A 26,182-nucleotide genomic window follows, 5' to 3' on the forward strand; every position below is an offset into this window, starting at 1 on the left:
GCCTCGTTCAAACGAAGTTAGGTGCTGACCTTTTTTTCTGACTGTGGTATTCTGTTCTTGCATCAAGACAATAACCTCTTTCATTGTTTGTGTAGGAACATCAATGATAACAGAGATTTATCTTGGTGTTTTTTATTTTATCAATTAGCTAAAAGTATTTGGCTAACTTGATTATAAAACGCGCGTAAAATAAAAAGTTATACCAACTCATCATTTGGTGAACTGCTCAATCGAAAAAGGTTGCTCATCGCTGAAGGCCTCTTGCTCGACACTACTCTCCCTATCAGCACAATTTCAGCAAAAATTGGTTACAAAAATCCTTCATCCCTCTTTCGCTTGTTTACAGCCAAGCTCAACATGACACCTACCCAATTTAGGCGACAACATGCTGGTGAACACAACTAATCTCCTTAATAATCGTTTTTTCTAATAGTAAAAGCCCCTACTGAAGTTAGCATCAACTTCAATGGGGGCTTCCTTTTTGTCTTATTCAATTGTTCAAATTATTTACTTCGCCCGTTTTAACACCGTCACGGATTCCACGTGTGGCGTTTGTGGGAACTGGTCCACGGGCTGGATAGCGCCATCAATGGCGTACCCCAACTCCTGGAAGTGGGCCACGTCACGAACCAACGTTGCCGGGTTACAGCTCACGTAGACTACCTTTTCTGGGGCCATCTTGGCAGCACTGTCAATCAGACTCGATGCCAGACCCTTCCGTGGCGGGTCGACCACGATGACGTCAGGCTTCACACCCGCTTCTTGCCACTGGGCCATCTGATCTTCGGCCTTGTTCACCGCAAATTCCACGTTGGTGATGTGGTTCTTTTGCGCGTTGACCTTGGCGTCTTCGATGGCTTCAGGGACGATTTCGACCCCGTAGACCTGCTTGGTGTGCTTGGCTAAGGCCAAAGAAATGGTCCCAATCCCACAGTACGCGTCGATCACGGTCTCGTTACCGGTCAAACCAGCCTTGTCGATGGCCATCTGGTAAAGTTTTTCGGTCTGCTGCGGATTGACCTGGTAGAACGACCGTGCCGAAATGGCAAACGTCAGGCCCAACAATTGGTCTTCAATCGTTGGCTTGCCGTAAAGTACCCGGGTGACGTTCCCCATGATGACGTTGGTCCGGCGAGCGTTGACGTTCAAAATGATACTCGTCGCTGCCGGAATCTCTTTGTGGATTTCTTCCACCAGCTGTGCCTGGCTAGGTAATTTCTGTTGGCGACTGATCAGGACGATCATCATCTCGTGGCTGTAGTAGCCACGCCGCACCATCACATTACGGATGACACCCTTATCGTTGATTTCATCGTAGGCCGGGATCTCAAACTGCCGTAAGAGGTCGCGGACCTTGACGATGGCCTTATCGATTTCGGGGTCTTGAATGTAAAAGTCGGTCAACGGAATCAATTCGTGGCTGTGTTGCCGGTAAATGCCGGTTTCCAATTGCCCCTTGACCATCCGGACCGGCACTTGGGCCTTGTTCCGGTACTGCGTCGGGTTGGCCATCCCCAGCGTGGGGTCGACCGTTACATCAATGTGAGCCTTAGCAAAAAGTTCTTCGATTTGGTGTTGCTTAAAAGTTAATTGCGCCGGGTATGCCAAATGTTGCAGTGGCGCAATTCCCGTTTGCCGGTAAGTCTTGTCGACGTCGGCAACTCGGTCGGGTGACGTTGTTTGCCACGACACGACCCGGGCGAACCCGTAGTGCTTTTGGACCTTGGTGACCTGAATCGTCACCTGCTCACCGGGTAAGGCGTTTTCGACGAACAACGAAAAGTCGTCGACCTTGGCCACGCCCATGCCTTGATACGTCAGGTCGGCGATAGTCACGTCGACCCGTTGATTCTTAGTCACTGGTGCTTTGATTTTCATTAATCTACCTCATTATTTTCTAGCGTCAGAAAAGGGACTTTGCCCCATTATCACGCAAAATCCCTTTCCCGTAAACCTATATCCCTTTAAATGATGCAACGTGGACAGCAAGCTCCATGAAAATCGCCTAGCAATTTCGCAAGTTGCCCTCGGCAAACGGTTAACCACCACCGTTTAGTCTTGGTCACCTTTGGCCGATGAGACATCAGCCGTATCGTCCTCGTCTTCCGGCAAGTTCTGGACCTGCTTGACGAATTTCTCTTCGGCTTCCAGCATCTCGGCCGTTTCGTTGGTCACGGCCGAATCCGGAATGGCATCCAGATTGGCGTACATTTCGATGTGTTGCCGCAGGTTGCGGAACTTCATGGGGGCATCGCCACCGTATTCACCATCCAAATTGATCATCATGCGGTCGTGCACGGGCCGCGCCGTGACCTTATTGGTCTTGACGTAGACGATATGGGGATCGTTGATGTGCCGACCACCATTCAAGACCAACCCCATCAGCCGCAACATTTCCGGCATACTGGCGGTCTTCACGATGATCATCGTGAACTTACCGTCGTCTAAGGCGGCATCCGGCACAATCTTTTCAAACCCACCAATCGAGTTGGTCAGCGCCAACAAAAACATCGACGCCTTACCGCGGAAGTGGCCCCCATCGTAGGTCAAATCCATCTCAATCGGTTTGATCTGTGGCAGGAGTTCAGCGCCTTTGATCAGATAAGCCAGGTACCCAAAAATGGATTTCAGGTTTGACGGCACGTCGTAGGTCAGTTCGGTCAACAGACCGCCACCCGCGATGTTGATAAAGTACTGTTCGCCGGCCTGGCCAATGTCCATCTTGATGGTTTGATCTTTTAAGACCACCTTAGCCGCTGCCAACGGGTCCTCGCGGGGAATGTGTAACGCCCGCGCGTAATCGTTAGTGGTTCCGGCCGGGATGATGGCCATTTTAGGCCGGTGCGGTAAACCCGCGATGCCGTTGACTACCTGATTGATAGTCCCATCACCGCCGGCTGCAACGATGAGTTCAAAACCGGCCTTAGCCGCCCGTGTCGCCTCGTCACGTGCCGAGTGCGGTGCTGGGGTGGTCGCGTAGGCGCTGGTTTCATAGCCCGCCTGTTCGAACACCGCTAAGATGTCGATCATATCTTTCTTTAACGCCTCGCGGCCTGAGGTTGGGTTATAAATGACCCGTGCCCGTTTACGCATGTTTGGTGCCTCCGTGTTTTCTCTAGTGAGTCAAAGCGGCCATCAAGAGTTTGTTGACCACTTGAGGGTTGGCTTGGCCGTGGGTCTGCTTCATGATTTGACCCACGAGGTAACCAACGGCCCGCTTCTTCCCGTTGTTGTAGTCTTCGATAGATTGCGGATTTTGGTCCAGCACATCATCGATGATCGGTTGTAACTTCGCTGGGTCGGATAATTGTACCAACCCATGTTCTTCAACGTACGCCTTGGGTTCTTCGCCCTTAGTGACCGCCTTGAAGACCTTCTTGGCCATCTTGGTCGAAATGGTTCCGTCGGAAATCAAGTTGATCATGCCGGCTAAGTTTTCTGGTGTCAAGTCGGTCTGGCTCAAGTCGACCTGGTTATCGTTCAGGTAGGCGTTCACGTCCCCTTGCAGGTAGTTGGCCGCCATCTTCGGATCGGCCTTCAAGTCGACCATCCGGTTGAAGAAGTCGGACATTTCCTTGGTCTGGGTGATGACCATGGCGTCGTAGTCGGTTAGGCCCAAGTCACTGACGTAGCGCTTCCGCCGGTCAGTCGGCATTTCAGGCATGGCCGCATCGAGTTCCTTGATCCAGTCGTCAGAAATCTGTAAGGCTGGTAGGTCTGGTTCAGGGAAGTAGCGGTAATCGTCGGACCCTTCCTTGACCCGCATCAAAATCGTTTCGCCGGTCTTTTCGTCGAACCGCCGCGTTTCTTGACGGACGGACCCGCCGGACATCAAGACCTGTTGTTGCCGCTTTTCTTCGTATTCCAACCCGCGCTTAACGTAGGTAAAGGAGTTCAAGTTCTTCAGCTCAGTCTTGGTCCCGAATTTATCTTGGCCCACGGGACGGACAGAAATGTTGACGTCGACCCGCATGGACCCTTCTTCCATCTTCACGTCGGAGATCCCGGTGAATTGAATCCGTTGCCGTAAAGCTTCCAGATAAGCGTAAGCCTCAGCCGGCGACGCAATATCTGGCTTCGAGACGATTTCAATCAGCGGCGTCCCCTGCCGGTTCAAGTCGACGTAGGAATGATCACGTTCGTGGGTGTTCTTCCCGGCATCTTCTTCGATGTGCATTTCGGCGATACCGACCTTTTTCTTCTTACCGTCAACGTCGATTTCAATCCAACCATCGTGACCGATAGGCTTGTCGGCCTGCGTGATTTGGTAAGCTTTCGGGTTATCCGGGTAGAAGTAGTTCTTCCGGTCAAAGTGGGTGTTTTGTTCCACCGTGGCGTGTAATGCCAAAGCGGCGATAATCCCATCGGCGACCACGCCCTTGTTGGTGCTGGGCAAGACCCCAGGATACCCCCAGTCGATCACGTTGGTGTTGGCGTTGGGCTCGTCACCATATTCTACCGGTGACGGACTAAAAATTTTCGAGTTGGTCTTTAATTCCACGTGGACTTCCAACCCAATGGTCGTTTCAAAATTCATTAGTTTTGGCCTCCTAACGTGGGAATTTGGTTATGAAATTCGGTGTTTTGTTCAAAGACGTAACCGGCCTTATACAGTGTGCTTTCGTCAAACGGCCGTCCAATCAGTTGCATTCCGATTGGTAAGCCCTGACTGAAGCCAGCTGGCAAGGACAAGCCAGGTAGACCCGCCAAGTTGACCGGAATCGTCAAGATATCGTTCATGTACATGGTCATCGGGTCCGTGACTTCGGAACCGATATTGTAAGCCGTGGTTGGCGCGACCGGACCCAAGATAAAGTCGTGGTCCTTCAAGATGGCCTTGAAGTCGTTCAAAATGACGGTCCGCACCTTAGCCGCCTTCAAGAAGTAGGCATCGTAGAACCCAGCGGATAAGGAGAAAGTCCCCAACATGATGCGCCGCTTAACTTCGGGACCGAAGCCTTCGGAACGGGACTTCACGTAAACGTCGTCTAAGCTCTTAACGTCGTTCGCCCGGTAACCGTAGCGAATCCCGTCGAACCGTTGTAAGTTTGAGGACGCTTCGGATGAGGAAATGATGTAGTAAGCCGCAACCCCGTACTTATTGTGCGGTAAGGAGACTTCGTCGACCGTCGCACCCAACTTCCGGTAGGTGTCGGCGGCGGCTAAGATGGCTTGCTTGACGTCATCGTTGACCCCTTCAGCCAGGAATTCCTTGGGTAACCCAATCCGCAGGCCCTTAACGTTAGTGGCCGCGGTCAAGTCAGCCGCAAAATTCGGCACTGGTTGTGTCGAAGTGGTCAAATCGTGCGCATCGTGGCCCGCGATGGCACTTAACATGGTGGCATTGTCCTTCACGCCCCGCGTCATGGTCCCGATTTCATCAAGGCTGGAACCAAAGGCAATCAGGCCCCACCGAGAGACCCGACCGTACGTGGGCTTCATGCCGACCACACCGTTGAAGGCTGCGGGTTGGCGAATTGAGCCCCCGGTATCAGAACCTAAGGCTGCGGGTACCATGCCAGACGCAACGGCAGCTGCCGAACCACCTGACGAGCCACCGGGAACCTTGGTTTGGTCCCAGGCGTTCTTGGTGGTTTTGAAAGCAGAGTTTTCTGTTGAACCACCCATGGCGAACTCATCCAGGTTGGTCTTCCCAACAGCGACCATCTTGGCTGCGTTCAGCTTTTGAACTACCGTGGCGTCGTAGACTGGCTTGAAGTTTTCCAGAATTTTCGAGCCGGCCGTCGTCGGTTCGTCCTTGGTGACCAAGTTGTCCTTAAAGGCCAATGGAATCCCAGCTAAGGGCTGGTCATCGCTGATGCCCGCTTGGTCGATCTTTTCGGCTTGGGCTAAGGCTTGGTCTTCGTTTAAGTGTAAAAAGGCACTAATCTTGGGGTCGGTCGCTTTGATATTGTCAAAAGTAGCCTGCGTTAATTCCTTAGAACTAATCTTCTTGGCCACCAAATCAGCGTGGAGACTCGCGAGATCTGACTTAAAATAATTCATAGATTGATTAATCCTCGCTTTCGTCGATGATGGTTGGCACCTTGATGTAGCCGCGAGCGGCATCCGGTGCGTTCTTTAACAGTGCGTGGCTTTGTCCCCAGTCTTCGGCAACATCGTCGCGCATGACGTTAAGCTGATCCGTGACGCTACTGGTTGGTTCCACGTTAGTGGTATCCACTTCACCCAACGACTCGAATAAGCCGATGATGTCGTCGAGTTGTGGGGTTAAGGCGTCCAATTGGTCGTCCGTAAACTCCAGCTTGGCCAGTTCGGCCACGTGCTTGACCTGTTCACGATTGATTCGATTAGCCATCAATTTATCCCTCTTTCTAATTTATCCGGTATCCCCGTTTGCACCGTAAATCCCACAATGCAAACATACATTGCTATTCTACCATAGAACGGAGAACCACCAAAGAATCTCACCAAAAATCGGTCGTTTTACCATTTGGTGGCCATACCCCCCCATTCAAACAGGCAAAGTGGCCGGTCCCGAAATTGACTAAATTTCACTGGACCGACCACTCATAAGTGACGTTAAACTTTAATAACTGTTGAAGACGTGACTACTAAATTTCTTGGCATTCTTCGACCGGGACAAGAAACTTTGAATCCCATCCGTCGAGGATACCGTGATGTCGATTGGGACACCCGATGGCAAGTACTTCTGCGCCGTCGTCTGCAAGTACTGCGTGAAACTAATGATTTCCGTTTGACTGTAGAACTGCGTGGTGATGTTGACGTGCATCCCCGACAAGGACTTCCCATCGTATTGGGCTTGCGCAGTGACCCCACTCAGATTCGGGAAGAAGTCCTCGACCTCACTCTTAAAGTTCGAGAACGCACTAGAATCGTTACTGTTCGGACTACTCTGGCCGCTTTGCAACGGGAAGGTGTAGTTCTTGACGTCGAGGGGTGTCCACGATGAGACGCTGGTCTTACCCGCCTTATTGGTCGAGTAAGCCAGGAAGTTCCCGCCGACCAGGCTATCGTTAGATGCCTGCCGGTAGACTGCAATGACGATTGGGACGTTCTTCAACGCCGACTTTTTCCGTAAACGTTGTAAGACCGTGTTAGCCGCCTTCTTGGCGTAGGCTTCTCCTTCGGCTTTACTGATCTTGGTCTGATAAGTCGACCCGTACTGGGTCTTCTTGTAGTAGTCGATCGAGTTAACGGCAATCCCGATGGTCACGCCGCCTAAGGACAATTTATTGTTCTTTTGGGTCATGTAGTCCTGTTCTTCCAAGGCCTGAATGTAGATTGGGTTCCGCTTGTTCGGCGACTTCGACCCATTAGACGCCGGGTTCAACCCCGTCGAATTAGACTTCGACTTGCGGTCTAACCAGTTCTGGACGGTATCGCTGCTGAGGTACTGCCCTTCCTGGAAGACGTACTTCTTGGTCGAGAAGACCTTCTTCGACACGTTCAACATCCCATTTTCAAAACTCTTCAGGTTATAAGTGTTGTCGGAGTCTTGGGAGTTGGTCACGCCCCGTGACTTGCTGACCCGGTAGTGGCCACTCTCAATGACCCCTTCATAATCACTATCGGTAGACTGCCCCGTTAATTGGGTGCCTCCCGACTTACTGTTGTTCGAGCTTGTCGACACGCTCGAACCGCCTAAATCACCACATCCCGCCAAAATCAAGGGGACGGCGGCTAAGGCCATAAAGGTTCGTAACCGTTTCACGACTGTTTCCTCCTAAGATTATCCGTTATTTTCGTCCGCCATGGCCGCACTCAGCTGGGCTTCATCCCATACGGGAATCCCCAACTCCTGGGCCTTGGTCAGCTTACTCCCGGCCGCTTCACCCGCAATCACCAGGTTGGTGCTCTTGGACACGGAACTAGTCACTTTGGCGCCGCGGGTCTCCAACCATTTCGTGGCTTCGGGGCGGGTCAGATTCTGTAGCTTCCCGGTCAAGACCACCCGTTGGTCCGCAAACTGGCTGTCCGGTGCCGTGACGATTTCACCACTGGTATAGGTCAAATTGACCCCCGCGGCATCGAGCCGAGCCACCAAGTGTTGCGCCTGGTCGGTCGCAAAGTAAGTCACCACACTATCGGCGATGATCTGCCCCACGGTGTCGATGGCAGCGATAGTCGCGGTGTCCGCCGCCATTAAGCTTCGCAAATCACCGAAACGTTCCGCTATCGAGCGAGCGGCCTTAGCGCCCACGTGGCGGATGCCTAGGCCAAAGAGCAAGCGTTCTAATGAATTATGGCGACTATTGTCAATGGCTGTCAAGAGGTTTTGGGTCGACTTCTCCCCAAATTTATCTAAAGTTAACAATTGCTCAGCGGTCAAATGGTACAGACTGGCCACGTCTTGGACCAGTTGCTTATCGAAGAGTTGCGCCACAATCTTTGGCCCCAAGCCATCGATGTTCATCGCGTTACGGGAGGCGAAGTGGGCCATTCCAGACGCTAATTGGGCCGGGCAACTAGGATTGATGCACCGCAAGGCCACTTCTTCATCTAAATGGACCAGCGGCGCCCCGCAGGACGGACACGTCGTCGGAATCGGCGCTGGTTGGGCATCTTTAGGCCGTTTGTCCGCCACGAAGTTCGAAATTTCCGGGATGATGTCACCCGCTTTGTGCAGTAAGACCGCATCCCCGAGACGAATATCTTTGGCCTGCAAGTAGTCCGGGTTATGCAACGACGCGCGCGCCACGGTACTTCCCGCCAACTTCACGGCGTCCATCACCGCAGTCGGCGTGACGATGCCGGTCCGTCCCACGGTCCACTCGATATCGCGGACCACGGTCTCGACCTCTTCGGGCGGAAACTTGTAGGCAATCGCCCACCGGGGCACCTTGACAGTCGCCCCGATGGCCCGCTGTAACGGTAACGGGTTGGCCTTGATCACGATACCGTCGATGCCGTACGCCAAGTCGGCGCGTTTGGCTTGGTACTGGTCGATATAGGCCGCCACGTCGTCCATGTTATGGGCGACCTGGTAGGTCGGATTGGTGCTAAACCCCAATTCTGCGAGCTCGTCTAACAACCCACTTTGGGTGCGGGTGTCGAGTGGCTCGTAGTCAGCGATGTTGTACATGAAAGTTTCGAGCTTACGTTCCGCCGTGACCTGCACATGTAACTGCCGTAAACTACCAGCCGCCGCATTCCGTGGGTTAGCGAACGGGGCTTTTCCTTCGGCTTCACGCCGGGCGTTCAAGTCCAAGAAAGCTTGCTTAGGCATGTAGCATTCGCCCCGCACATCGATGGTCAATGGCCGGCTCAACTTTTTAGGAATCGATGGCAAGGTGGCCAAATTATCGGTGATGTCTTCCCCGATGCTTCCATTGCCCCGCGTCGAACCCTGGACAAACTTGCCATTTTCGTACCGTAACGAAATCGCTAGGCCGTCAATCTTTAATTCGCAGTTATAGTCGAAGCCCTCATCAGTCGTATCTTCAGTGGCCACGTCCTTGCGTAGTCGGTCGTTGAATTCCCGCAGTTCGTCTATAGAAAAGACATCGCCTAACGATAACATGGGAATATCGTGGTTGACCTTGGGCAAGTCACCGCGTACGCTCCCGCCGACGTGTTGGGTCGGGGAATCCGGCGTCACTAACGCCGGAAAGGCCGTTTCTAAGGCTACTAAACGGGCATAGTTACGGTCGTACACGTCATCTTCAACGGCTGGATTGTCAGCATCATAATATTGTTGGCCCCACTTGCGCAATTGGGGCCGTAACGTCGCCGCTTCCTCAGCGGCCGCTTGCTCAGTCATCTCTTGAACGGGTTTGTCAGTCATATCTGAAACGCTCCCTCTTTTAGGATTATCGTCGGTGCATCGCCAAGAACCACCAGCGCTCACCCTTTTTCAGCCATTCTTTTAACCAGGCTAATCAACACGTTGAATCGGTGCAAAGGCGGCCAATAATCGCTTGACCCCTTGTTCTGGAAAGGCAATGTCGAGTTCGGCATCTTCGCCGGTTCCACTGACCTTGACCACGGTCCCAACGCCCCACTTCTTGTGGCTGGCCTTGTCGCCGACGGTCCAGGCAACCTTCTCAGCTCCGGTCCCGGTGTTGGTGGTAATTCGACCAGTCTTACCGTGGTACGGTTTGACGACCGCACCAGCCGTCCGGCGGGCAAACGGAATATCTTTACGCCCCGGCGTCAGTCCGCGCTGGGTCTCACTGTTGTCCAGATGCAACAATTCGGGGTCGATTTCACCCACGAAGCGCGATTCTGGATTGTTCTGCCGCCGGCCATAAAGCATCCGCGAATAGGCGTTGGTCAGATACAACTTGTCCTGCGCCCGGGTGATACCGACGTAAGCCAAGCGCCGCTCTTCTTCCAGTTCGCTTTCCTCGAGCATCGCCCGGGATAGCGGAAAGATGCCTTCTTCCAACCCCATCAAAAAAATCACGGGGAATTCGAGGCCCTTTGCCGCGTGCAACGTCATCAACGTGACCTCGGCGGGATCTTCATCCACGTCGTCTTGGGCGGAGACTAAGGCTAAATCAGCCAGGAACTCCGTCAACCGATCGTCCGTCTCGTCGTGGTCGGCTTGATCCCAATCACTGTCGAACTTCTGCGTCACGGAAAGGAATTCTTCGATGTTTTCGACCCGAGTCTCTGCTTCCAAGGACTTGGAATCCTTTAAAATCTGGAGGTAACCCGTCTTATCCAGAATCGCCGTTGTCAAATCCGATACACTGCTGGTGGCCGCCGTAGCTTGGACGCCCGCAATCATTTGTCCAAACTTTTCCATAGCGTTCCGGGTGCGGGTACTGATGTTAGTAGCCAGCGTCACATTTTGGGTGGCTTCCAACTCACTCCAGTCGTTGTAATCGGCAAAGTCACGAAGCTTCTCTAAGCTAGTCGCCCCGATGCCACGTTTGGGTTCGTTGATGATGCGTTCTAGACTCAAGGAGTCGGCGGGATTGGCAATCAACGTCAAGTAAGCCAAAACATCGCGAATTTCCTTGCGGTCGTAGAACTTGTGGCCCCCGACGATGGTGTAAGGCACGTTAGCCTTGACCAGTGTTTCTTCAATCACCCGTGACTGCGCGTTGGTCCGGTATAAAATGGCAAAGTCCCCGTAGCCGCGGTGGTGCTGGTCGATCTCTTCTTGAATCTTAGCGACGACGTAATGGGCTTCATCGTTTTCATTTTGCCCGCGATAATATGAGATTTTGTCACCCTGGTCGTTTTGCGTCCAGAGATCTTTCTTCTTCCGATTGACGTTTTGCTGGATGACGTCGTTGGCCGCCTGCAAGATGGTCTTGGTCGAGCGGTAGTTTTGCTCCAACAACGTCACGTGGGCGCCTGGATAATCCCGTTCAAAGTTCAGGATATTCTCCATATTGGCGCCCCGCCAGCCATAGATACTCTGGTCGCCATCCCCGACGACACAAAGATTCTCATGTTTTTTAGCCAACATGTTGACCAGCATGTACTGCGCATCGTTGGTATCTTGGTATTCGTCGACGTGGATGTACTGGAACTTGTCCTGGTAGTAGCCTAAGACGTCTTTATCCTGCTGAAACAGCTGGATGGTCAACATAATCAAATCGTCGAAATCCATCGCTTGGTTGGCCTTCAAGGCATGTTGGTAGCGGTCATAGACCTCCGCGACCTTTTGTTTGAAGGGGTCTCCCGCATTGGCCGCCATCATAGCTGGCGTCTGTAGGGCGTTTTTAGCGTTGGAAATGGCCCCTAACACCGAGCGGGGATCGAATTTCTTCACATCTAAGTTCAAGTCGCGCAAGGTCCGCTTGATCAGCGTCCGTTGTTCGCCACTATCCGCGATGGTAAAAGCCCGCGTGTACCCCAATTTGTCGGCGTAGCGCCGTAAGACCCGCACGCACAGGGCGTGGAACGTCGAGACCCACACGTCGCTACCATCCGGGCCCAACAACTTGATGACCCGTTCGCGCATTTCTTTGGCGGCCTTATTGGTAAAGGTAATCGCCAAGATGTGCCACGGCAACACGTGGTTATGTTCGATCAAATAAGCTACCCGGTGGGTCAACACGCGGGTCTTTCCACTGCCGGCGCCGGCTAGGACCAAGAGTGGTCCTTCCGTCTGCAGCACGGCCTCCGTTTGTTTGTCATTCATGCCCGTCAATAATTCTTCTCCTGCCACCGTGAACACAATCCTCTCTGTTATTAGTCCTGACCATTATACCAAAGAAACATACGTTCCGCTGGCGTCCGGGTCGATTTTAAGGGAAAATTTCTCCAGCGAATTTGCCACACGAAAACGGGTAGGCTAGGCGTCTGCCGACCCTGACCTACCCGAATTAAGTTATCCATTTACTTGACCGTTCTAAGATGTATGTACGGCCTTGTCCTGGACTTGTCGTAAGAGCGCTTGAATCCAAACTTGGTGTTGCGGGTCACCTAAGATCCGTTGATTAGCTCGCAGATTCTGGTAGTCGGCCTCCGAAATCAAAACGACTTCTTCACCGGCGCCCGTGGTGACCATCACCGGCTTTTGACGGTCCGTTACCCCGTTCAAGTAGTGACAAAGCTTACGTTGTAGCTCTGAATCCGTAACATGTTCCATCATGAAGACCTCCTTGGCTGGGCAACGGGCAAATTCATTCGTTCTTATCATACGCGTTCGGCGGCCAAAAAGCTCACGCAAAGTTCTCATTTACTTTAAAACGTCAACTTTGTAAACCATACTATCCAAAAATGGCGACCGCCCCAAAATATGCTTCAGGTACAGTCGCCACTCATAACGTTTATTTTTAATTACTCATCAACTGGACCAGCATCATCGTCGTCATTAGCTGACCAAATACCAGTGTCGTCCAGTTGGTCCAGCATGGTCTTCACTGAATCCCCCTGTAAGGCCACATGACCCATGATATCATCAGGGCGCTGGTTCCGCAGGTGATAGAAGGTAAAGTGCCAGTTGGGCTTGATCTGCCATTGAGTGCGCATTGCCGGTTGCTGGCTGACCATGAAGGCCACGGTCACAGCAGGCGTCAAAATCTTCGGCTCAGCTAACGGCAAGCCACAGATGGCCCGCAAGTGCTCGTCGAACTCATCGACGGTCGCTGCAGCAGCAAAGACGTAGCCGTTTTCACTTGGCGCCGGTGTAATCTTCTTGACGTAGATGGCCCCGCTTTGCGTGAGGTAACAGCTGACCTCAAAGACACCGACGTAGTTCACATGTTTGCCTACTTCACCGGCGATCCGTTGCAGTTCACTAGCCACCGCGGCGTCCACGTTAGCGGGAACCCAGGTCTTAAACGGCCGGTCATCCACGGATTGCGCTTCAATGATGGGGAAGAGTTGCTGGTTGCCATCGGCATCGCGTGCGACCAATAAGGAATATTCCTTATCATAAGCAATCTGTGATTCAAGGATGTACGTCCCCCAGTCCAACAAACCTGCCGCTTTAGCGATGTCCGTTTGGGTCTTGATGACCAGTTCTCGGCCCCGGGACCATTCCTTTTGAATCGGCTTCAACACGCACGGATAACCAATCGAATTGATAGACTGGTACACGTCATCTAAACTGATGATGGTGGCGTACGGGGCAATATTGACGTTGAGTTGTTCGAAGAAGGCCCGTTCGAGTAACCGGTCCTGCATCATCTCCAACAGATCACTACCTTGCGGAATCCGGGTGTACTGGGACAAGAATTTCACCACGTCCGTGCTGACGTGATCGGAATCATAAACGACGACCGCGCAGCTTTCAGCAAAGTGCTGTAATTTATCCTTATCCTTCGCAGATCCGACCGCTTTAAAATCAGCTAACTGTAACGCTTCGCTGGTTTCGTCAGACCCGTACGCCCCCACGCGTAAACCCATTTTACGCGCCTTGGTAACGAGCATCGCGGCGTTTTCGCTACTCCCAATGACCCCAATGGTATCTCCTGGATATAAGACCGTATTCGCCAATTTACTCCCTACTTTCCACTTTTAATTTAATCCTGATGCAAAAACATTGAGTCTCTACTATTATTAGTTTACGGTTTCGACAAGTATTACACAAGTCTCACCCTTAAGTTGGTTAATCTTGAGCAAAGGTGACCGACCCGTTCTCAAACTTAGCAATGCTGGCCAGTGCCACTAGCGGCAAGCCGGCGTCCTTGACTAGTTGGTGTCCCTTCTGGAACCGTTTTTCAATGACCACACCGACCCCCGCAACCTTGATTTGAGCGGATTCGGCGATATCCAGCAAGCCCTGAACGGCCTGCCCGTTGGCCAAGAAATCATCAATAATTAACACGTTATCATCGGCGGACAAGAACCGGCGGTCGATAGAAATGTCGTTATTGCCCTGCTTAGTGTAAGAATAGACCTTGGCCGTATACAAATGGTCGGTCAACGTCAGGCTCTTGTGTTTCCGGGCAAAAATCATCGGCACGCCTAAGTGCAATGCAGCCATGACCGCGGGCGCGATGCCGGAAGATTCGACCGTGAGGACCTTCGTCACCCCGGCGTTTTTGAAGCGCCGGGCGAACTCGGCACCCAGCTGATCCATCAGTTGCGGGTCGACCTGGTGGTTCAAAAAGTTGTCGACCTTCAACACATCACCCGGTAAGATGGTGCCGTCCTGTAAAATGCGATCCTCTAATATTTTCATGATAGCCTCCGTTTGCCTTTTAAAGATTAACCTCCATTTTACCCGAATCCCCCGCCAAAAAACAACGACTAGCCCCAGAAATTTAGGCAACTTTAAGCCAATAGCAAGCCTAGCGCCTCGGCAACCACCGTGCTGAGGGCAAAGAGTCCCAGATTACGGACGGCCAAAATAAAAGTCTGCTTCTTGACGTGGACTTGAAAAAAGGCGCGGATATTTTTCGTGACCGGGATCAAACTGACCAGTGCTAGTAAGGTCCAAATCGGCAAATCACCTAACAGGACACTCGCAATCAATGACAGGTACCCCACAATGTAGAATCCGGCGAACAACCACAACGACTTGCGCGTGCCTAAATAGTAGACGATGGTCGTTCGGTTCAGTTCCAAATCTTCCTTGGCGTCACAGATGTTGTTCGCCAGTAATAACGCCGCAATGGCCATCACGGCAACCCCTGAAGCCAGTAAGACCCGCCACCATAGCGTCATCGTCAACGCATCGGTCTGATACAAGTTTAAGTAAACGGTAATCGCCATGATCATAAAGCCCATGGTGAAACCGGCGAAGAACTCCCCGGTCGGCGTGCCGGACAACGGTTTCGGGCCACCGGCGTAGATGTACCCGACCAGAAAGCAGAAAAGCCCCATCACGAGTAGCGGCCAGCCGGTCACCCAGACCAGATATAACCCGATGAGGGCCGCCACACCGGCGAAACTAGCCATCAACGTAAAAATACCACGCACGTTCAAGTGGTGTACCCCAATCACATTGGTGTGCTTTTTCCACTCGGCCGCTTGATTATCGTCGGCCTTGGTGTAATCTTGATAGTTGTCATTGATATCGACAGCTATATTGAACAAAAACATCGCGATGAAAAAGAGTACGCTTAATCCACCGTTGAGGTGCCCGAAGTTATAGAAGACGAAGATCAAGCCTAATAAAAATGGCCAAACGGACGCAATCTTAGCTTTGATTTCCACGAGTTCCAAAAAGACTTGTAAGTTCACAATCATTTCCCCCTATTTCGTCACCCGACTAGGGCAGCTTTGTTTGACAACGTTTCCAGTTGTCGGTAAGATTAATTTTGACTAACGAACGAGGTGCAGTATGGATCAACAACTTTGGCGGCAGTTCCCGCAGGTTGCGCCAGAACTCAACGCGTTACAGCCCTATCTGCTGGATGCGGTAAAATTGGCCAACCGACCTATCCACAGTAAAATATTAGCCTTATTAGAATCCGGCGGCAAGTTCTTACGTCCCGGGTACTTTTATTTATTTACCACCTTTGGCGAACCAGTGGCTGCAGAACGCTTGCGTGCCGGGGCGGCAGCGTTAGAAATCTTACACGTGGGCACGTTGATTCACGACGACGTCATCGATGAATCCCCGACCCGGCGCGGCGTACGGACCATTCAAATGAAGTACGGCCAACGCAACGCTATTTATGCCGGTGATTTCATGTTTACGGTCTACTTCGACCAGGTCTTAAAGTCCACCAGTGATACATATTTGATTCAAACGCATATCAATGCCATGCATAAGATACTGACTGGCGAACTTGGTCAAATGGCCTTGAACTATCAAGAGGATGCCACGCTAGACGCCTACTTGCGCGAAATCGCGGGGAAGACGGCTGAATTGTTTGCGCTCGCCTGTTACCAAGGGGCAATGTTGACCCACGCTCCTAAAATCGTCCAAGATAACGCCCGACCAATTGGGATTGCCTTGGGGAGCGCCTACCAGATGCTTGACGACATTTTAGATTACGCGGGTGACCCGCGCAAGACTAAGAAACCAATCTTAGAAGACCTGCGTTCCGGCGTCTACTCGTTGCCCCTCCTGTTGGCATTACCACACGCTAAACGTGATTTTCATCACTACTTAAAGAAGCGCCAGGAGATGACGGATGACGATATTTTGGCCGTGCGCGAATTAGTCCACCAGCATCACGGCGTCGATGCCGCCCGGCAACTAGCCACGGAATGGACCGACAAAGCGCTCAACTTGATTGAACAATTACCCGCTGGAGAGACTCAAACGGAGTTGTTACGGTTGACGAAAATGCTGTTGCGGCGGGATCATTAGAACTGGCAAATAGTTTAACCAAAAAAGAGGTGCTTCCATCACGTGTGGAAGCACCTCTTTTTTTGGAGCAGTTTATTAATCAATTTCGCCATTATTATTTTTACTGTACAGGGTACCGATTGTTGGTTGAATTCGAGGGTTGGCACGCTAAAATAAGCGTTATAATCGAGCCGACAAACGGCACAAAGTTGAGGAGCCACAGCCAGCCTGAATAACCACCGTCATGAAATCTTCGAACTTCCGCGGTTAGCGATGCAATAGTTAAAATAATATAACCAATCCCCATAGCCAAGCTTGCTGCGACAGCAACAATGTCGCCGACCGCTTCACTTCCATACCCCGCCATGTACCCAACCACAACCAAAAGTAGCCAAAGTACCCAAACTGCCATCATAGCAAGACAGACGGCAAGGGCACTCCACCAATAATCAGCTCTTCCCATGCGCTTATTCACTCGAAAAGCATCTTTAAAGAAAAGTTTGCCCGAATTAATGATACTTGGTCGACCACTTTCGTTATACGGTTGGCTAGCCCTGCCGTTTACGGTCTGGTTAGGTGCCATTTGTGGGCCGTTGTTCATCCCCGCGTTAAAACCTTGTCCGTTTTGTGCAGCACCACAAAATTCACAAAACTGCGCAGAGTACGGGATGCGTTGCCCGCAATGTGTACAGAATTTCATATTTTCTTCCATGTTGTTTCCCTCTAATCTAAATTATCTGCTTGCTTGTAAGTCACGTGTCCATGATTGACTCCAAGTCATATGTATCAGTCATCAGCTGGATTTAAGACAACATTCGCTCCATTCTTAATTAAGATTCAGGCCGCCGCACTCTGATTATCATCTCCTCTTCAAACGACTTGTCTGAAAAATTAAAAACCAGCTATGATTATAATGTGCTGGTTAATTTGTGATGACTATTAAATTTCATTTCAAACTATAGGCACATAACCCTATTATTATACATGTCTAACACCCACAGTATCAATGCCCACAATAATAACCACCATCAATTTAACACGTTGATAATCTATTAAAATTGTTTTATCAATAAATTTTAAACCCGACCGGTCAAGTCTTGGATTTTGATCAATCGGGTTAATTTTTTAGCTACAGGCAAGCTTACACATTTTTACCACATGACTTTTCTTCTATCTATAGGTCTTGATTATAATATTTATAAATCATTTAACAGCAAAACCATTTTCAAACGCGCTATTCTTAAGGCAAGAACCGGTTGAATTCTACCGATTCAAATCTAAGGAGGCTATATCATATGAATTTCTCAACACCGTCCAGACCAGATTCTGACATACAACAGTTGATTAAAGCAGTGGCAACTTTAAAGGTTCAACTCTTAACGGCTACTAATCAAATTCAGGATCTAATCAGTGACAAGCAGCAACTTAACGACCGAATCTTCATGCTTCGTGCTTGGAAATTTTTTGAAAATTATGATAGCAATCCCCACCACGATTACGTATACGTTCTTCGTCTAGAAGATCAATGTTACTACGTGGGCGAAACAAGCCATTTACGTAGTCGGCTTGCTTCTCACTTCAATGGAGAAGACGAGGCTGGTTACAAGTGTGCCTACTGGACCACGCATCATCACCCCATTGCCCTGGCAAAATTATTAGAGTTTTCATCTGAAACGCCAATTCCCGACCTCAAAAAGCAAGAGACCTTGGAGACTATTAACCAAATGCGAGCGCATGGATTTCGAAACGTCCGTGGTGGTGCTTTTGTGGCGGACGACGAAAATGAACTACAGAAGTTACTCCAAAGCGATAAGCGACAACATGACTTCAACTACACCTTTGACGAAATCGCTGGGGCTTAGTGCCGTCTAAGTTGCTTACCAAACGCTATCAGGAGGCAAATTCACCCATGTTGAAAAAAATTTTGGCCATCAGTTGTCTAGTTTTTGCTCTGAGCTGGGCGCTAGTCCTGCCGCAGAGTGCCGCCGCAAAGGGAACCTACCGTGCCATCCCCCGGACCTATCGTGGGACCTGGATTCGACGATCACCTAAGTTCGGCGGTCATCCCCGCTTAACCGTTCGCGCCCACGCCATTCACGCAACCGTCTTGCGACTAAAGGGCCATCGGTTGGGCGTCCACGTCGGTCATGGTTACGTGACGGTCTTTCAAGCCCATAAAGGTCATGCCGTCGGAGAAAATTACATTCTGAGACGGACCTGCTACCACCACCGAGTCGCCCTCAAAGTATCCTACGACACCCGCGTTGAATTCTACACCCGTGCTTAGCTCACTGCCCATGCTGGGCGTAACGGGCCTCCGTGGCTGCCTTATCATCACGCCACCACATCGGGTGCTGGCGGTACCACGCAATCGTGTTGCGTAGTCCTTGTTCGAAATCGGTCATCACCGGGTACCATCCCAATTCACGGGTCAATTTGGTGGCATCAATGGCGTAACGGCGGTCATGACCGGGACGGTCAGTCACCTGGTCGTATGCATCTTGTGGTTGGCCCATTAGTTTCAAAATCAACCGCAGGACATCGCGATTAGACCGCTCACCATTGGCCCCAATCAGGTAGGTGTTATCCGGCTTCCCCCGCATCAAGATTTCCCAAACCGTGCGGGAATGGTCGGTCGTGTGAATCCAATCCCGGATATTCCGACCACTCCCGTACAGTTTCGGTCGAATACCACACAAGACATTAGTAATCTGGCGGGGAATAAATTTTTCGACGTGCTGGTACGGTCCGTAATTGTTAGAACAGTTGGAGATTGTCGCGTTGAGGCCAAAGGACCGGCACCAGGCGTGCACCAACAAGTCCGAACTGGCCTTGCTCGCCGAATAAGGACTGCTGGGTTGGTAGCGCGACTCCGGCGTAAACTTAGTCGCCCAATCCGTTGGGGTCGTCGGCAACGGTAAATCCCCGTAGACTTCATCGGTTGAGATATGGTGGTAACGAACCCCGTATTTCGTACAAGCTTGTATCAGCGTGTAGGTTCCCACCACATTCGTTTGGATAAACGGCGCAGGTTCTTCTAATGAACGGTCGTTATGACTTTCCGCCGCATAATTCACCACGGCATCGGCTTGCTGAACCAACGGTTCGACCACCGTGGCGTCGCAGATATCACCAACTACTAAGTTGACCCGTTCTGTAGGTAATCCGGCCAAATTGGCGCGTTTGCCCGCATAGGTCAGTTTATCTAGCACCGTGATGTGGGCTACCTCCGGATGGGTCTGCACCACATACCGGACAAAGTTCGCTCCCACAAAGCCAGCACCCCCGGCAACCAACAAATTTTTCATCGTGTGCTCCTTTCGTTCACTAAAATCACAAAGTGACCTGTTCAGCAATCGCTGAGCAGACCACTTCTCGCTGTTACCGTCCGCGGTCCATATCATACAGATCCCGGAAGCGCTGATTCTCATGATACAAGTCTTGTGGCGTCCCCGACATGTCGAACTGCCCGTCTTCGATAAAGCGAACTTGATTGACGTGCTGAATCCCCGTCAAATGGTGGGTGACCCAGATAATCGTTTTGTCCTTTAAAACGTCGAAGACCGTATCCAACAAGTGTTGTTCGGTAATCGGGTCCAGACTGACCGTGGGTTCATCCAAGATGATGATGGGCGTATCCTGCAATAGAATGCGGGCCAACGATAACCGTTGCCGTTCCCCACCGGAGAACCGACTTCCGGCCTCTTGGACCTGCGTGTTGTACCCGTTAGGCAAGCCACCAATCAGGTCATCCAATTCAACGGCTTTGACCGCTTGGCGGACCTCGGCATCAGTAGCCTGCAAGTTGCCTAACCGCACGTTATTCATGACCGTTGTATTGAACAGATAAGGTTGTTGGTCCAACACCCCCATCAGTTGAGCTCGCTGTGTCTGCAACTGATCAACCGGGACACCATTAATGGTGACTTGCCCGGAATCAGGCGTTTCATCACCTAAAATCAGCTTCAATAACGTACTCTTCCCGGTCCCGCTAGGTCCGAGTAATGCCAATTTTTCACCTGGATGCAGGGTCAACGACAAGTCTTTAATGACCTGCCGCTGCGCCCCAGGATAGGTGAAACTCACATGGTCGAGCGTCAAATCCGCAAAGTCGCCAACCGTTTGTTGCGGCGCCAATTGGGGCACGTTTTCATCCAATCCGTTAACTCGGTTAATGGAGTCCTGGTAGACCGGCCATTCGCTGACCCCTTGGCTCATATCCGCAAAAGGTTCAACTGCCGGAAACAGAGCGAGTCCGAACGCCGCCACCCAATTTGCTTGCGCCTGGTTACCGGTGAACATGACGCCGGCCCACCAAACCAGCAGGATGACCGCTGCGCCAAACAGGAATTGAATGGCAAAATTCCGCCACCACTGGAAATAATGGTCACTACGCCGTAAACGGGCAATCTCATCGATGGGCTTATCCTGTTGCCCCAAGAAGGCCTTTCGACGACCGGAAATCAACCAGTCACCTAAGCCTAAGACGGCATCGGTCAACCGCGTGTAGAAGTGCCGTTGGACCTGCCGGGCTTGAAATTCTCGTTTACCATTGACCGCAACCGACATCAGCGGCATGACCACCACGATGATGCCTAACAAAAGCAACATCAACAGGCCAAAAGCCCAGTTGAAGTAGCCAATGCCAATCACAATAAACAGGTACAATAACCACCCAATAACCAGTGGAAAAATCGTCCGCAGGTAGAGGTTTTCAATATGATCGATATCCTCAGCTAAAATACCCAGGACATCGCCCGTCTGGTGCTTTTGGCGAATCGCTACGGCTTGTTTTTCCACGGACTGATAGAGTCGCTTCCGAAAGGCCGATACGATGCGCAGGACCCAGTTATGACTGGTCAACCGTTCGGCGTAACGAAAAGCCGGTCGGCCAATCCCGAAAGCGCGGGCGAGCACGATGGGCACGTAAATCATCAAAATATTAAAAGGATGCGTCGCCGCCTTACTGATCAGGTAGCCGGAGTTAAACATCAGTGCTCCACCACAGAAGAAGGTCATGAAGCCCAGGAACAAGACCAACGTCAAAAGGCCCTTGTAGCGCTTCAAGTAAGGCATGACCCAGTGGTCGTGTTCAAACGTTTTAAAGAATCCTTTCATGCTGGCGCCTCCCCTTCCATTTCAGACCGTAAGCGAACGTAGGCCCCGTTTTGAGCCTGTAACTGGTCGGGGGTCCCTTGTTCAACCACACGACCGTGATCCAAGACTAGGATATAATCCATTTCATTCATCCAGTGTAGCCGGTGGGTCGCAAAGAAGACCAGGTGGTCCTTAAAAACGGGGAGCATGGTCTGCTTCAAGTCAACTTCAGTTTCGATATCCAAATGAGCAGTCGGTTCGTCAAACAGTAAGATGCGCCGCGAGTCGTCCAAAAAGGCTCGGGCTAACGCAATCCGTTGGGCTTGGCCTCCGGAAACGCCCCGGGAACCTTCCCCGATTTGCGTGGCAAACCCATCCGGCAACGTGGCAATCCAATCAGTCAGACCGGCACGGTGCGCAGCTTGCGCGACCGCTTCATCTGAAGCAGCGGGCGTGTAAAACGCGATGTTGTCCCGCAAGCTTGCGTGAAATAAGTATGGCGATTGGGGAATGTAGACGAAGCTCTTCTGCCAAGCCGCCTGGTCCAAATGAGGGACCTGAGTGCCCCGGGCGGTGATTTGACCGGCCTGGGGGCTCAAGAATCCACTCAGCGTATTGATCAACGTGGATTTCCCGGAGCCTGACGCCCCGATGATGCCCACCTTTTGGAACCCGCGAACATTGAAACTAATGTCCTTTAAAGTCGCGTGGTCAGCATCGTACCCAACATTGACGTGGTCCAAATGCAATTCATCATCCGGCGTCCAAACAGGCGTGGCAGCTGGTAACGTGTCACGGTCGGTCGGCGTTTCCCGGTGTAAGATATCCAGCACCGCCGTCAAGGCGTTCTTCCCGTTTAAAGTTGCATGGTAGTCGTTAGCGAAATTACGCATCGGGGCAAAGTAGTCCGGTGCCAGCGTCAAGATGACCAGTGCGGGCAACAGTTGAATCGTATTGTCCATCAGCCCGAACCCTAAGAAGACCGCAATGATTGCAATTGACAACGTCGTGAAAAAGTCCAACGCAAAGGTTGACGTCATCGCAATGGTCAGTGTCGCCATCGTTTTCTTCCGATAATCTTCACTAACCGAATAAACGTTACCTGCATATTGCTTGTTCAAGCCCAACTGCTTTAAAGTCGGTAACCCCCGCAAGGTGTCGACAAAATGGTTCGATAACCGCTGGTACCCGGCGTATTGCCGGTCAGCCTTGGCCTGGGCCGCCAACCCTAAGATCACCATAAAGAAGATGATCAACGGGTAGATGACCAGCAAGAACAGTGCTTCTTTCCACTGAATCAATGCGATATAAATCAGAATCAACCACGGTGTAATCGCTAGGTCCAAGACCTTACCGATAATCATCATCAAATAAGTTTGAATCTTATCGATACCTTCGAGGCCCATGGTAACCACGTTCCCGGTCCCCTCTTGCGCGACAACGCTTGGACCGAGGTCAAAAAGCTTAGCCATGAACTGTTTCCGTAATTTTTTAGTGGTACTTTCCACAAACGGATAAGTCAGCCAATTTTTTAGGACCGTCATCAAATGCCGGCCTAAGAAAGCGACCGCAAAAATCACCAGCGGGGCCACGATAGTCCCGACGGCTTGAAGCTTCCAGAGATTCACAATTGCCACCGAAAGGTACTTGGCCTGTAAAATAATTAAAATAGCTTGAATCACAGTTAACAGGCTCTGCCAGACAATGACTTTACGAATACCCGGAAATTGGAACACACGTTGATCAATCAAATAAATCCCCCCAGTTCAATCAAGTTGCCTATACCGCTTATGATACTGCTTTCATTTCTATTTGACGAGGGCTCGCGGCAGTTAAAATTCGTTTATCATTTGATAGTTTTTCTTATCAGAACACACCAAAAGCCGCCCGACCAGTTGCCCAGTCAGGGCGGCCTTAAACGTGCTTGGTCACAAGGAGGTCACGCCACACGTTGTCAAACGCCTACTTCCAAAATTAAGCTTGTTGCTTAGGTGAAGCCAGTCGTTTGTAGAAGACCCAGTAACTCCAGATAAAGTAGACCAGGACAATCGGTAAGATGGTGAAGGTCAGAATCGTCATCAGGTGCAAAGTGTATGGCGAATTAGAGGAGTTTTTGATTAAGAGTGAATAAGCTGGATTGTTGGCCACCATGACCCGCGGGAACAACCCGTTGAAGATCAGCACGACCACGCTAATCAGCGACAACCCACTCCCGATAAATGAGAGCCATTCGTGGTTGCCCAAGACGCCCCAGTAAGCCAAGGCGGTCACGACGACCAAGAAAGCCACGATCAATGTCGTCGACAACGGCTTCTTGGTGAAGAAGTCGGTCGAGAAGAAGAGCAGTAAGGCAAAGACTACTTCGCCGGCAAAGAGAACGGGGTATAACACCTTGTTCCAGGCCCGGGCCCGGTCACGCAGACTGCCCGAGGTCTTCAGGCGAATGAAATTCAGCCCGTGGACTAAGCAGAGCACCGTAACGGCGACTCCACCAACGATGGAGAATAAGTTGACGTAATCGGTGAAGTGCGCGGTCATGTCCCCGTTCTTGTCGATTGGCATGCCCTTGATCATCGCGGTGAACAACATCCCAAATAGGAAGGCGGCACATCCGGAACCCAGGGTCCCAGCCCATTCCCAGAAAGTCTTCCAGCGCTTCGTTTCCATGTTAGCCCGAAATTCGAAGGAGACCCCCCGGAAAATCAAGGCTGCTAGAATCAGGAACAAAACCAGGTAGAAACCGGAGAACAGGGTTGCATACCACATTGGGAAGGAGGCGAACATCGCCCCACCAGCGGTAATCAACCACACCTCATTGCCGTCCCAGTGCGGGCCAATCGTCTTGATGACCACATCACGTTCGGCGCTGTTGCGGGCAAAGCTTTTAATCAGCATCCCTACCCCAAAGTCAAAGCCTTCGAGGAAGAAGAACCCACTGAACAAGACGTTAATCAGAATAAACCACAATAATTGTAGACTAGTCATGGTTAAACGCCCCTTTCGAGTACGGATCAATTGCTTGGTCATTGGCCGTCGTTGAAGTGTAGCCCTCAACATTATCCGCATCTGGTCCCGCTTTCAAAGTTCGGTGACACAGCACGACCATGACCAGTCCCATACCAGCAAACATCAAGAAGTAAATGATGTTCGAGGTCAGTAACGATGCCACGGAAACGTTTGGCGAGACCGCATCGGCAATCGTCAGCAACCCATAAACGACCCACGGGTACCGACCAAATTCAGTGATGAACCAGCCAGCCGTGTTCACGATAAATGGGAGCCACAGGCAAATCCCCATAATGTAGAGGAACCAACGCTGGTTCAGAATCGCCTGTGATTTCTTGCGGTTCATAATCAGCCCCACAATGGCAATCAAGGCAAACAATGCGGCGGCACCGGACATAATCCGGAAACTCCAGAACAAGGTCTTAGTCGGGACGTAGTAATTGATGTCCTTACCATATTTTTTATCATACTTCGCGTGTAATTCTTTATTCACTTGGTTCATCCCAGTGACGGTCCCACTCAACTTATGGTAGCTCAGTAGGTTCAAGACGTATGGGATATCGACGGACCAGGTCGTCTTGTGTTGCTTGGTATTGAACCCAGCAACGGCCGTCCATTCACCCTTTTGCGTGGAGTTCTTGTACAAACCCTCCATCGCGGCCACCTTCATCGGTTGGTTATTGATGAGGTAACGGGTCTGGGTGTCCCCACTAGCAATGGAGCCTAAGGAGAAGATCAGGCCAATGACCAAGACGACCTGTAAGGACTTGCGGTAGAACGGAACGTGATCCTTCTTGAGTAACCGCCATGCGGCACAACCCGCAACTACAAAGGCAGCGGTTACAAAAGACCCGAAAATAACGTGCGGAAATTCATTCCAGAGTTGCGGGTTCCCCACAATATCCCCAAAGCTCGTCATTTGGACGTGCCCGGTTTGCTTGTTGATGATGTAACCCACCGGATTCTGCATAAAACTGTTGGCCGCCAGGATCCACAGTGCGGATAGTGAAGAGCCAAACATGACCAGCCAAATAAAGAGGACGTGAACCCACTTGTTAAAGCGGTCCCAAGTGAACATCCACATCCCAATAAACGTGGATTCCATGAAGAACGCAGCTAGCGCTTCAATGGCTAACGGCGCACCGAAGATGTCGCCCATGAACCGGGAGTAATACGACCAGTTCATCCCAAATTGGAATTCCTGGATGATCCCGGTAACCACCCCGACGGCAAAACTGTAGAGAAACATTTTGCCCCAGAACTGGGCCATCTTCTTATAGTCCTGGTCCCCTTTGATGGCGTACATGGTTTCCATGACGGCAACGACAAAGGCTAGGCCGATTGAAAACGGAACGAAGAAGAAATGGAAGACCGTGGTCATCCCGAATTGGAATCTGGCCAAGCCTAGAATATCTAGACCAAAATTGATCATTTTTCTAACCT

22 protein-coding genes are annotated in these 26,182 nt (G+C 51.2%); 4 read left to right on the forward strand and 18 right to left on the reverse strand.

From position 1 onward, the window contains the following. Window positions 1–189: 189 nt before the first annotated feature. Window positions 190–405, forward strand: a complete 216-nt coding sequence (locus DXH47_RS12060) for a helix-turn-helix domain-containing protein (protein ID WP_170954916.1) — start codon at window positions 190–192, stop codon at window positions 403–405. A gap of 102 nt (window positions 406–507) precedes the next feature. On the opposite strand, the gene rlmD is transcribed toward DXH47_RS12060, so the two are convergent. From rlmD to DXH47_RS00065, 12 genes are all read right to left on the reverse strand, one after another. Continuing rightward, window positions 508–1,878, reverse strand: coding sequence for a 23S rRNA (uracil(1939)-C(5))-methyltransferase RlmD (gene rlmD, locus DXH47_RS00010; RefSeq protein WP_129031051.1), 1,371 nt, complete (start codon window positions 1,876–1,878; stop codon window positions 508–510). 174 nt (window positions 1,879–2,052) lie between these two features. Next, entirely contained in the window at window positions 2,053–3,093 is a 1,041-nt protein-coding gene (locus tag DXH47_RS00015; protein ID WP_129031052.1) for a diacylglycerol kinase, read from the reverse strand. A 22-nt stretch (window positions 3,094–3,115) separates the two neighbouring features. Next, complete coding sequence (gene gatB, locus DXH47_RS00020; RefSeq protein WP_129031053.1) at window positions 3,116–4,537, reverse strand: Asp-tRNA(Asn)/Glu-tRNA(Gln) amidotransferase subunit GatB; 1,422 nt, start codon at window positions 4,535–4,537, stop codon at window positions 3,116–3,118. Continuing rightward, a complete protein-coding gene (gatA, locus tag DXH47_RS00025; RefSeq protein WP_129031054.1) occupies window positions 4,537–6,006 on the reverse strand; it encodes an Asp-tRNA(Asn)/Glu-tRNA(Gln) amidotransferase subunit GatA in 1,470 nt (489 codons plus the stop codon). Before gatA ends, gatB begins: the two co-directional genes overlap by 1 nt. 7 nt (window positions 6,007–6,013) lie before the next feature. Next, window positions 6,014–6,319, reverse strand: coding sequence for an Asp-tRNA(Asn)/Glu-tRNA(Gln) amidotransferase subunit GatC (gatC, locus tag DXH47_RS00030; RefSeq protein ID WP_129031055.1), 306 nt, complete (start codon window positions 6,317–6,319; stop codon window positions 6,014–6,016). A gap of 231 nt (window positions 6,320–6,550) precedes the next feature. Further along, a complete protein-coding gene (locus tag DXH47_RS00035) occupies window positions 6,551–7,675 on the reverse strand; it encodes a CamS family sex pheromone protein (protein WP_170954917.1) in 1,125 nt (374 codons plus the stop codon). Between the two features lie 39 nt (window positions 7,676–7,714). Beyond that, window positions 7,715–9,769, reverse strand: coding sequence for an NAD-dependent DNA ligase LigA (gene ligA, locus DXH47_RS00040; RefSeq protein WP_129031057.1), 2,055 nt, complete (start codon window positions 9,767–9,769; stop codon window positions 7,715–7,717). Window positions 9,770–9,859: 90 nt separating this feature from the next. Next, complete coding sequence (pcrA, locus tag DXH47_RS00045) at window positions 9,860–12,112, reverse strand: DNA helicase PcrA (protein WP_129031058.1); 2,253 nt, start codon at window positions 12,110–12,112, stop codon at window positions 9,860–9,862. A 183-nt stretch (window positions 12,113–12,295) separates the two neighbouring features. Beyond that, entirely contained in the window at window positions 12,296–12,535 is a 240-nt protein-coding gene (locus tag DXH47_RS00050; RefSeq protein WP_170954909.1) for a type II toxin-antitoxin system prevent-host-death family antitoxin, read from the reverse strand. Between the two features lie 191 nt (window positions 12,536–12,726). Further along, window positions 12,727–13,887 (reverse strand): ATP-grasp domain-containing protein, encoded by a 1,161-nt coding sequence (locus DXH47_RS00055; RefSeq protein WP_129031060.1) that lies wholly within the window; start codon window positions 13,885–13,887, stop codon window positions 12,727–12,729. A gap of 112 nt (window positions 13,888–13,999) precedes the next feature. Continuing rightward, window positions 14,000–14,575 (reverse strand): xanthine phosphoribosyltransferase, encoded by a 576-nt coding sequence (locus DXH47_RS00060; protein WP_129031061.1) that lies wholly within the window; start codon window positions 14,573–14,575, stop codon window positions 14,000–14,002. 92 nt (window positions 14,576–14,667) lie between these two features. Then, window positions 14,668–15,579, reverse strand: coding sequence for a 1,4-dihydroxy-2-naphthoate polyprenyltransferase (locus DXH47_RS00065; RefSeq protein ID WP_129031062.1), 912 nt, complete (start codon window positions 15,577–15,579; stop codon window positions 14,668–14,670). A 100-nt stretch (window positions 15,580–15,679) separates the two neighbouring features. Between DXH47_RS00065 and DXH47_RS00070 the strand changes: the two genes are divergently transcribed. After that, window positions 15,680–16,657, forward strand: a complete 978-nt coding sequence (locus DXH47_RS00070) for a polyprenyl synthetase family protein (protein ID WP_129031063.1) — start codon at window positions 15,680–15,682, stop codon at window positions 16,655–16,657. A gap of 100 nt (window positions 16,658–16,757) precedes the next feature. Here the strand turns inward: DXH47_RS00070 and DXH47_RS00075 are convergent, their stop codons facing one another. Next, on the reverse strand, window positions 16,758–17,348 hold the full coding sequence (locus DXH47_RS00075) for a DUF805 domain-containing protein (RefSeq protein ID WP_129031064.1): 591 nt from the start codon (window positions 17,346–17,348) through the stop codon (window positions 16,758–16,760). Window positions 17,349–17,931: 583 nt separating this feature from the next. Between DXH47_RS00075 and DXH47_RS00080 the strand changes: the two genes are divergently transcribed. Beyond that, entirely contained in the window at window positions 17,932–18,498 is a 567-nt protein-coding gene (locus DXH47_RS00080) for a GIY-YIG nuclease family protein (RefSeq protein ID WP_129031065.1), read from the forward strand. Window positions 18,499–18,545: 47 nt separating this feature from the next. Then, window positions 18,546–18,923 carry a hypothetical protein gene (locus DXH47_RS00085; RefSeq protein WP_129031066.1) on the forward strand — a complete coding sequence of 126 codons (378 nt, stop codon included), beginning with the start codon at window positions 18,546–18,548 and terminating at the stop codon, window positions 18,921–18,923. Window position 18,924: 1 nt separating this feature from the next. Here DXH47_RS00085 and rfbB read toward each other — a convergent pair whose 3' ends face one another. The 5 genes from rfbB to DXH47_RS00110 all read right to left on the reverse strand — a co-directional run bounded on the left by rfbB (window position 18,925) and on the right by DXH47_RS00110 (window position 26,171). Continuing rightward, on the reverse strand, window positions 18,925–19,944 hold the full coding sequence (gene rfbB / locus DXH47_RS00090) for a dTDP-glucose 4,6-dehydratase (protein WP_129031067.1): 1,020 nt from the start codon (window positions 19,942–19,944) through the stop codon (window positions 18,925–18,927). 73 nt (window positions 19,945–20,017) lie between these two features. Continuing rightward, complete coding sequence (gene cydC, locus DXH47_RS00095; RefSeq protein ID WP_129031068.1) at window positions 20,018–21,754, reverse strand: thiol reductant ABC exporter subunit CydC; 1,737 nt, start codon at window positions 21,752–21,754, stop codon at window positions 20,018–20,020. Next, window positions 21,751–23,484, reverse strand: a complete 1,734-nt coding sequence (cydD, locus tag DXH47_RS00100) for a thiol reductant ABC exporter subunit CydD (RefSeq protein ID WP_129031069.1) — start codon at window positions 23,482–23,484, stop codon at window positions 21,751–21,753. Before cydD ends, cydC begins: the two co-directional genes overlap by 4 nt. A 223-nt stretch (window positions 23,485–23,707) precedes the next feature. Continuing rightward, the gene (gene cydB, locus DXH47_RS00105) at window positions 23,708–24,718 is read right to left on the reverse strand and encodes a cytochrome d ubiquinol oxidase subunit II (protein ID WP_129031070.1); all 1,011 of its coding nucleotides are present in this window, start codon (window positions 24,716–24,718) and stop codon (window positions 23,708–23,710) included. Beyond that, window positions 24,711–26,171: a cytochrome ubiquinol oxidase subunit I gene (locus DXH47_RS00110; RefSeq protein ID WP_129031071.1), complete on the reverse strand. Its 1,461-nt coding sequence runs from the start codon at window positions 26,169–26,171 to the stop codon at window positions 24,711–24,713. Before DXH47_RS00110 ends, cydB begins: the two co-directional genes overlap by 8 nt. Window positions 26,172–26,182 lie beyond the last annotated feature (11 nt).

This window comes from Levilactobacillus suantsaii (genome assembly GCF_004115745.1).
GTDB lineage: Bacteria > Bacillota > Bacilli > Lactobacillales > Lactobacillaceae > Levilactobacillus > Levilactobacillus suantsaii.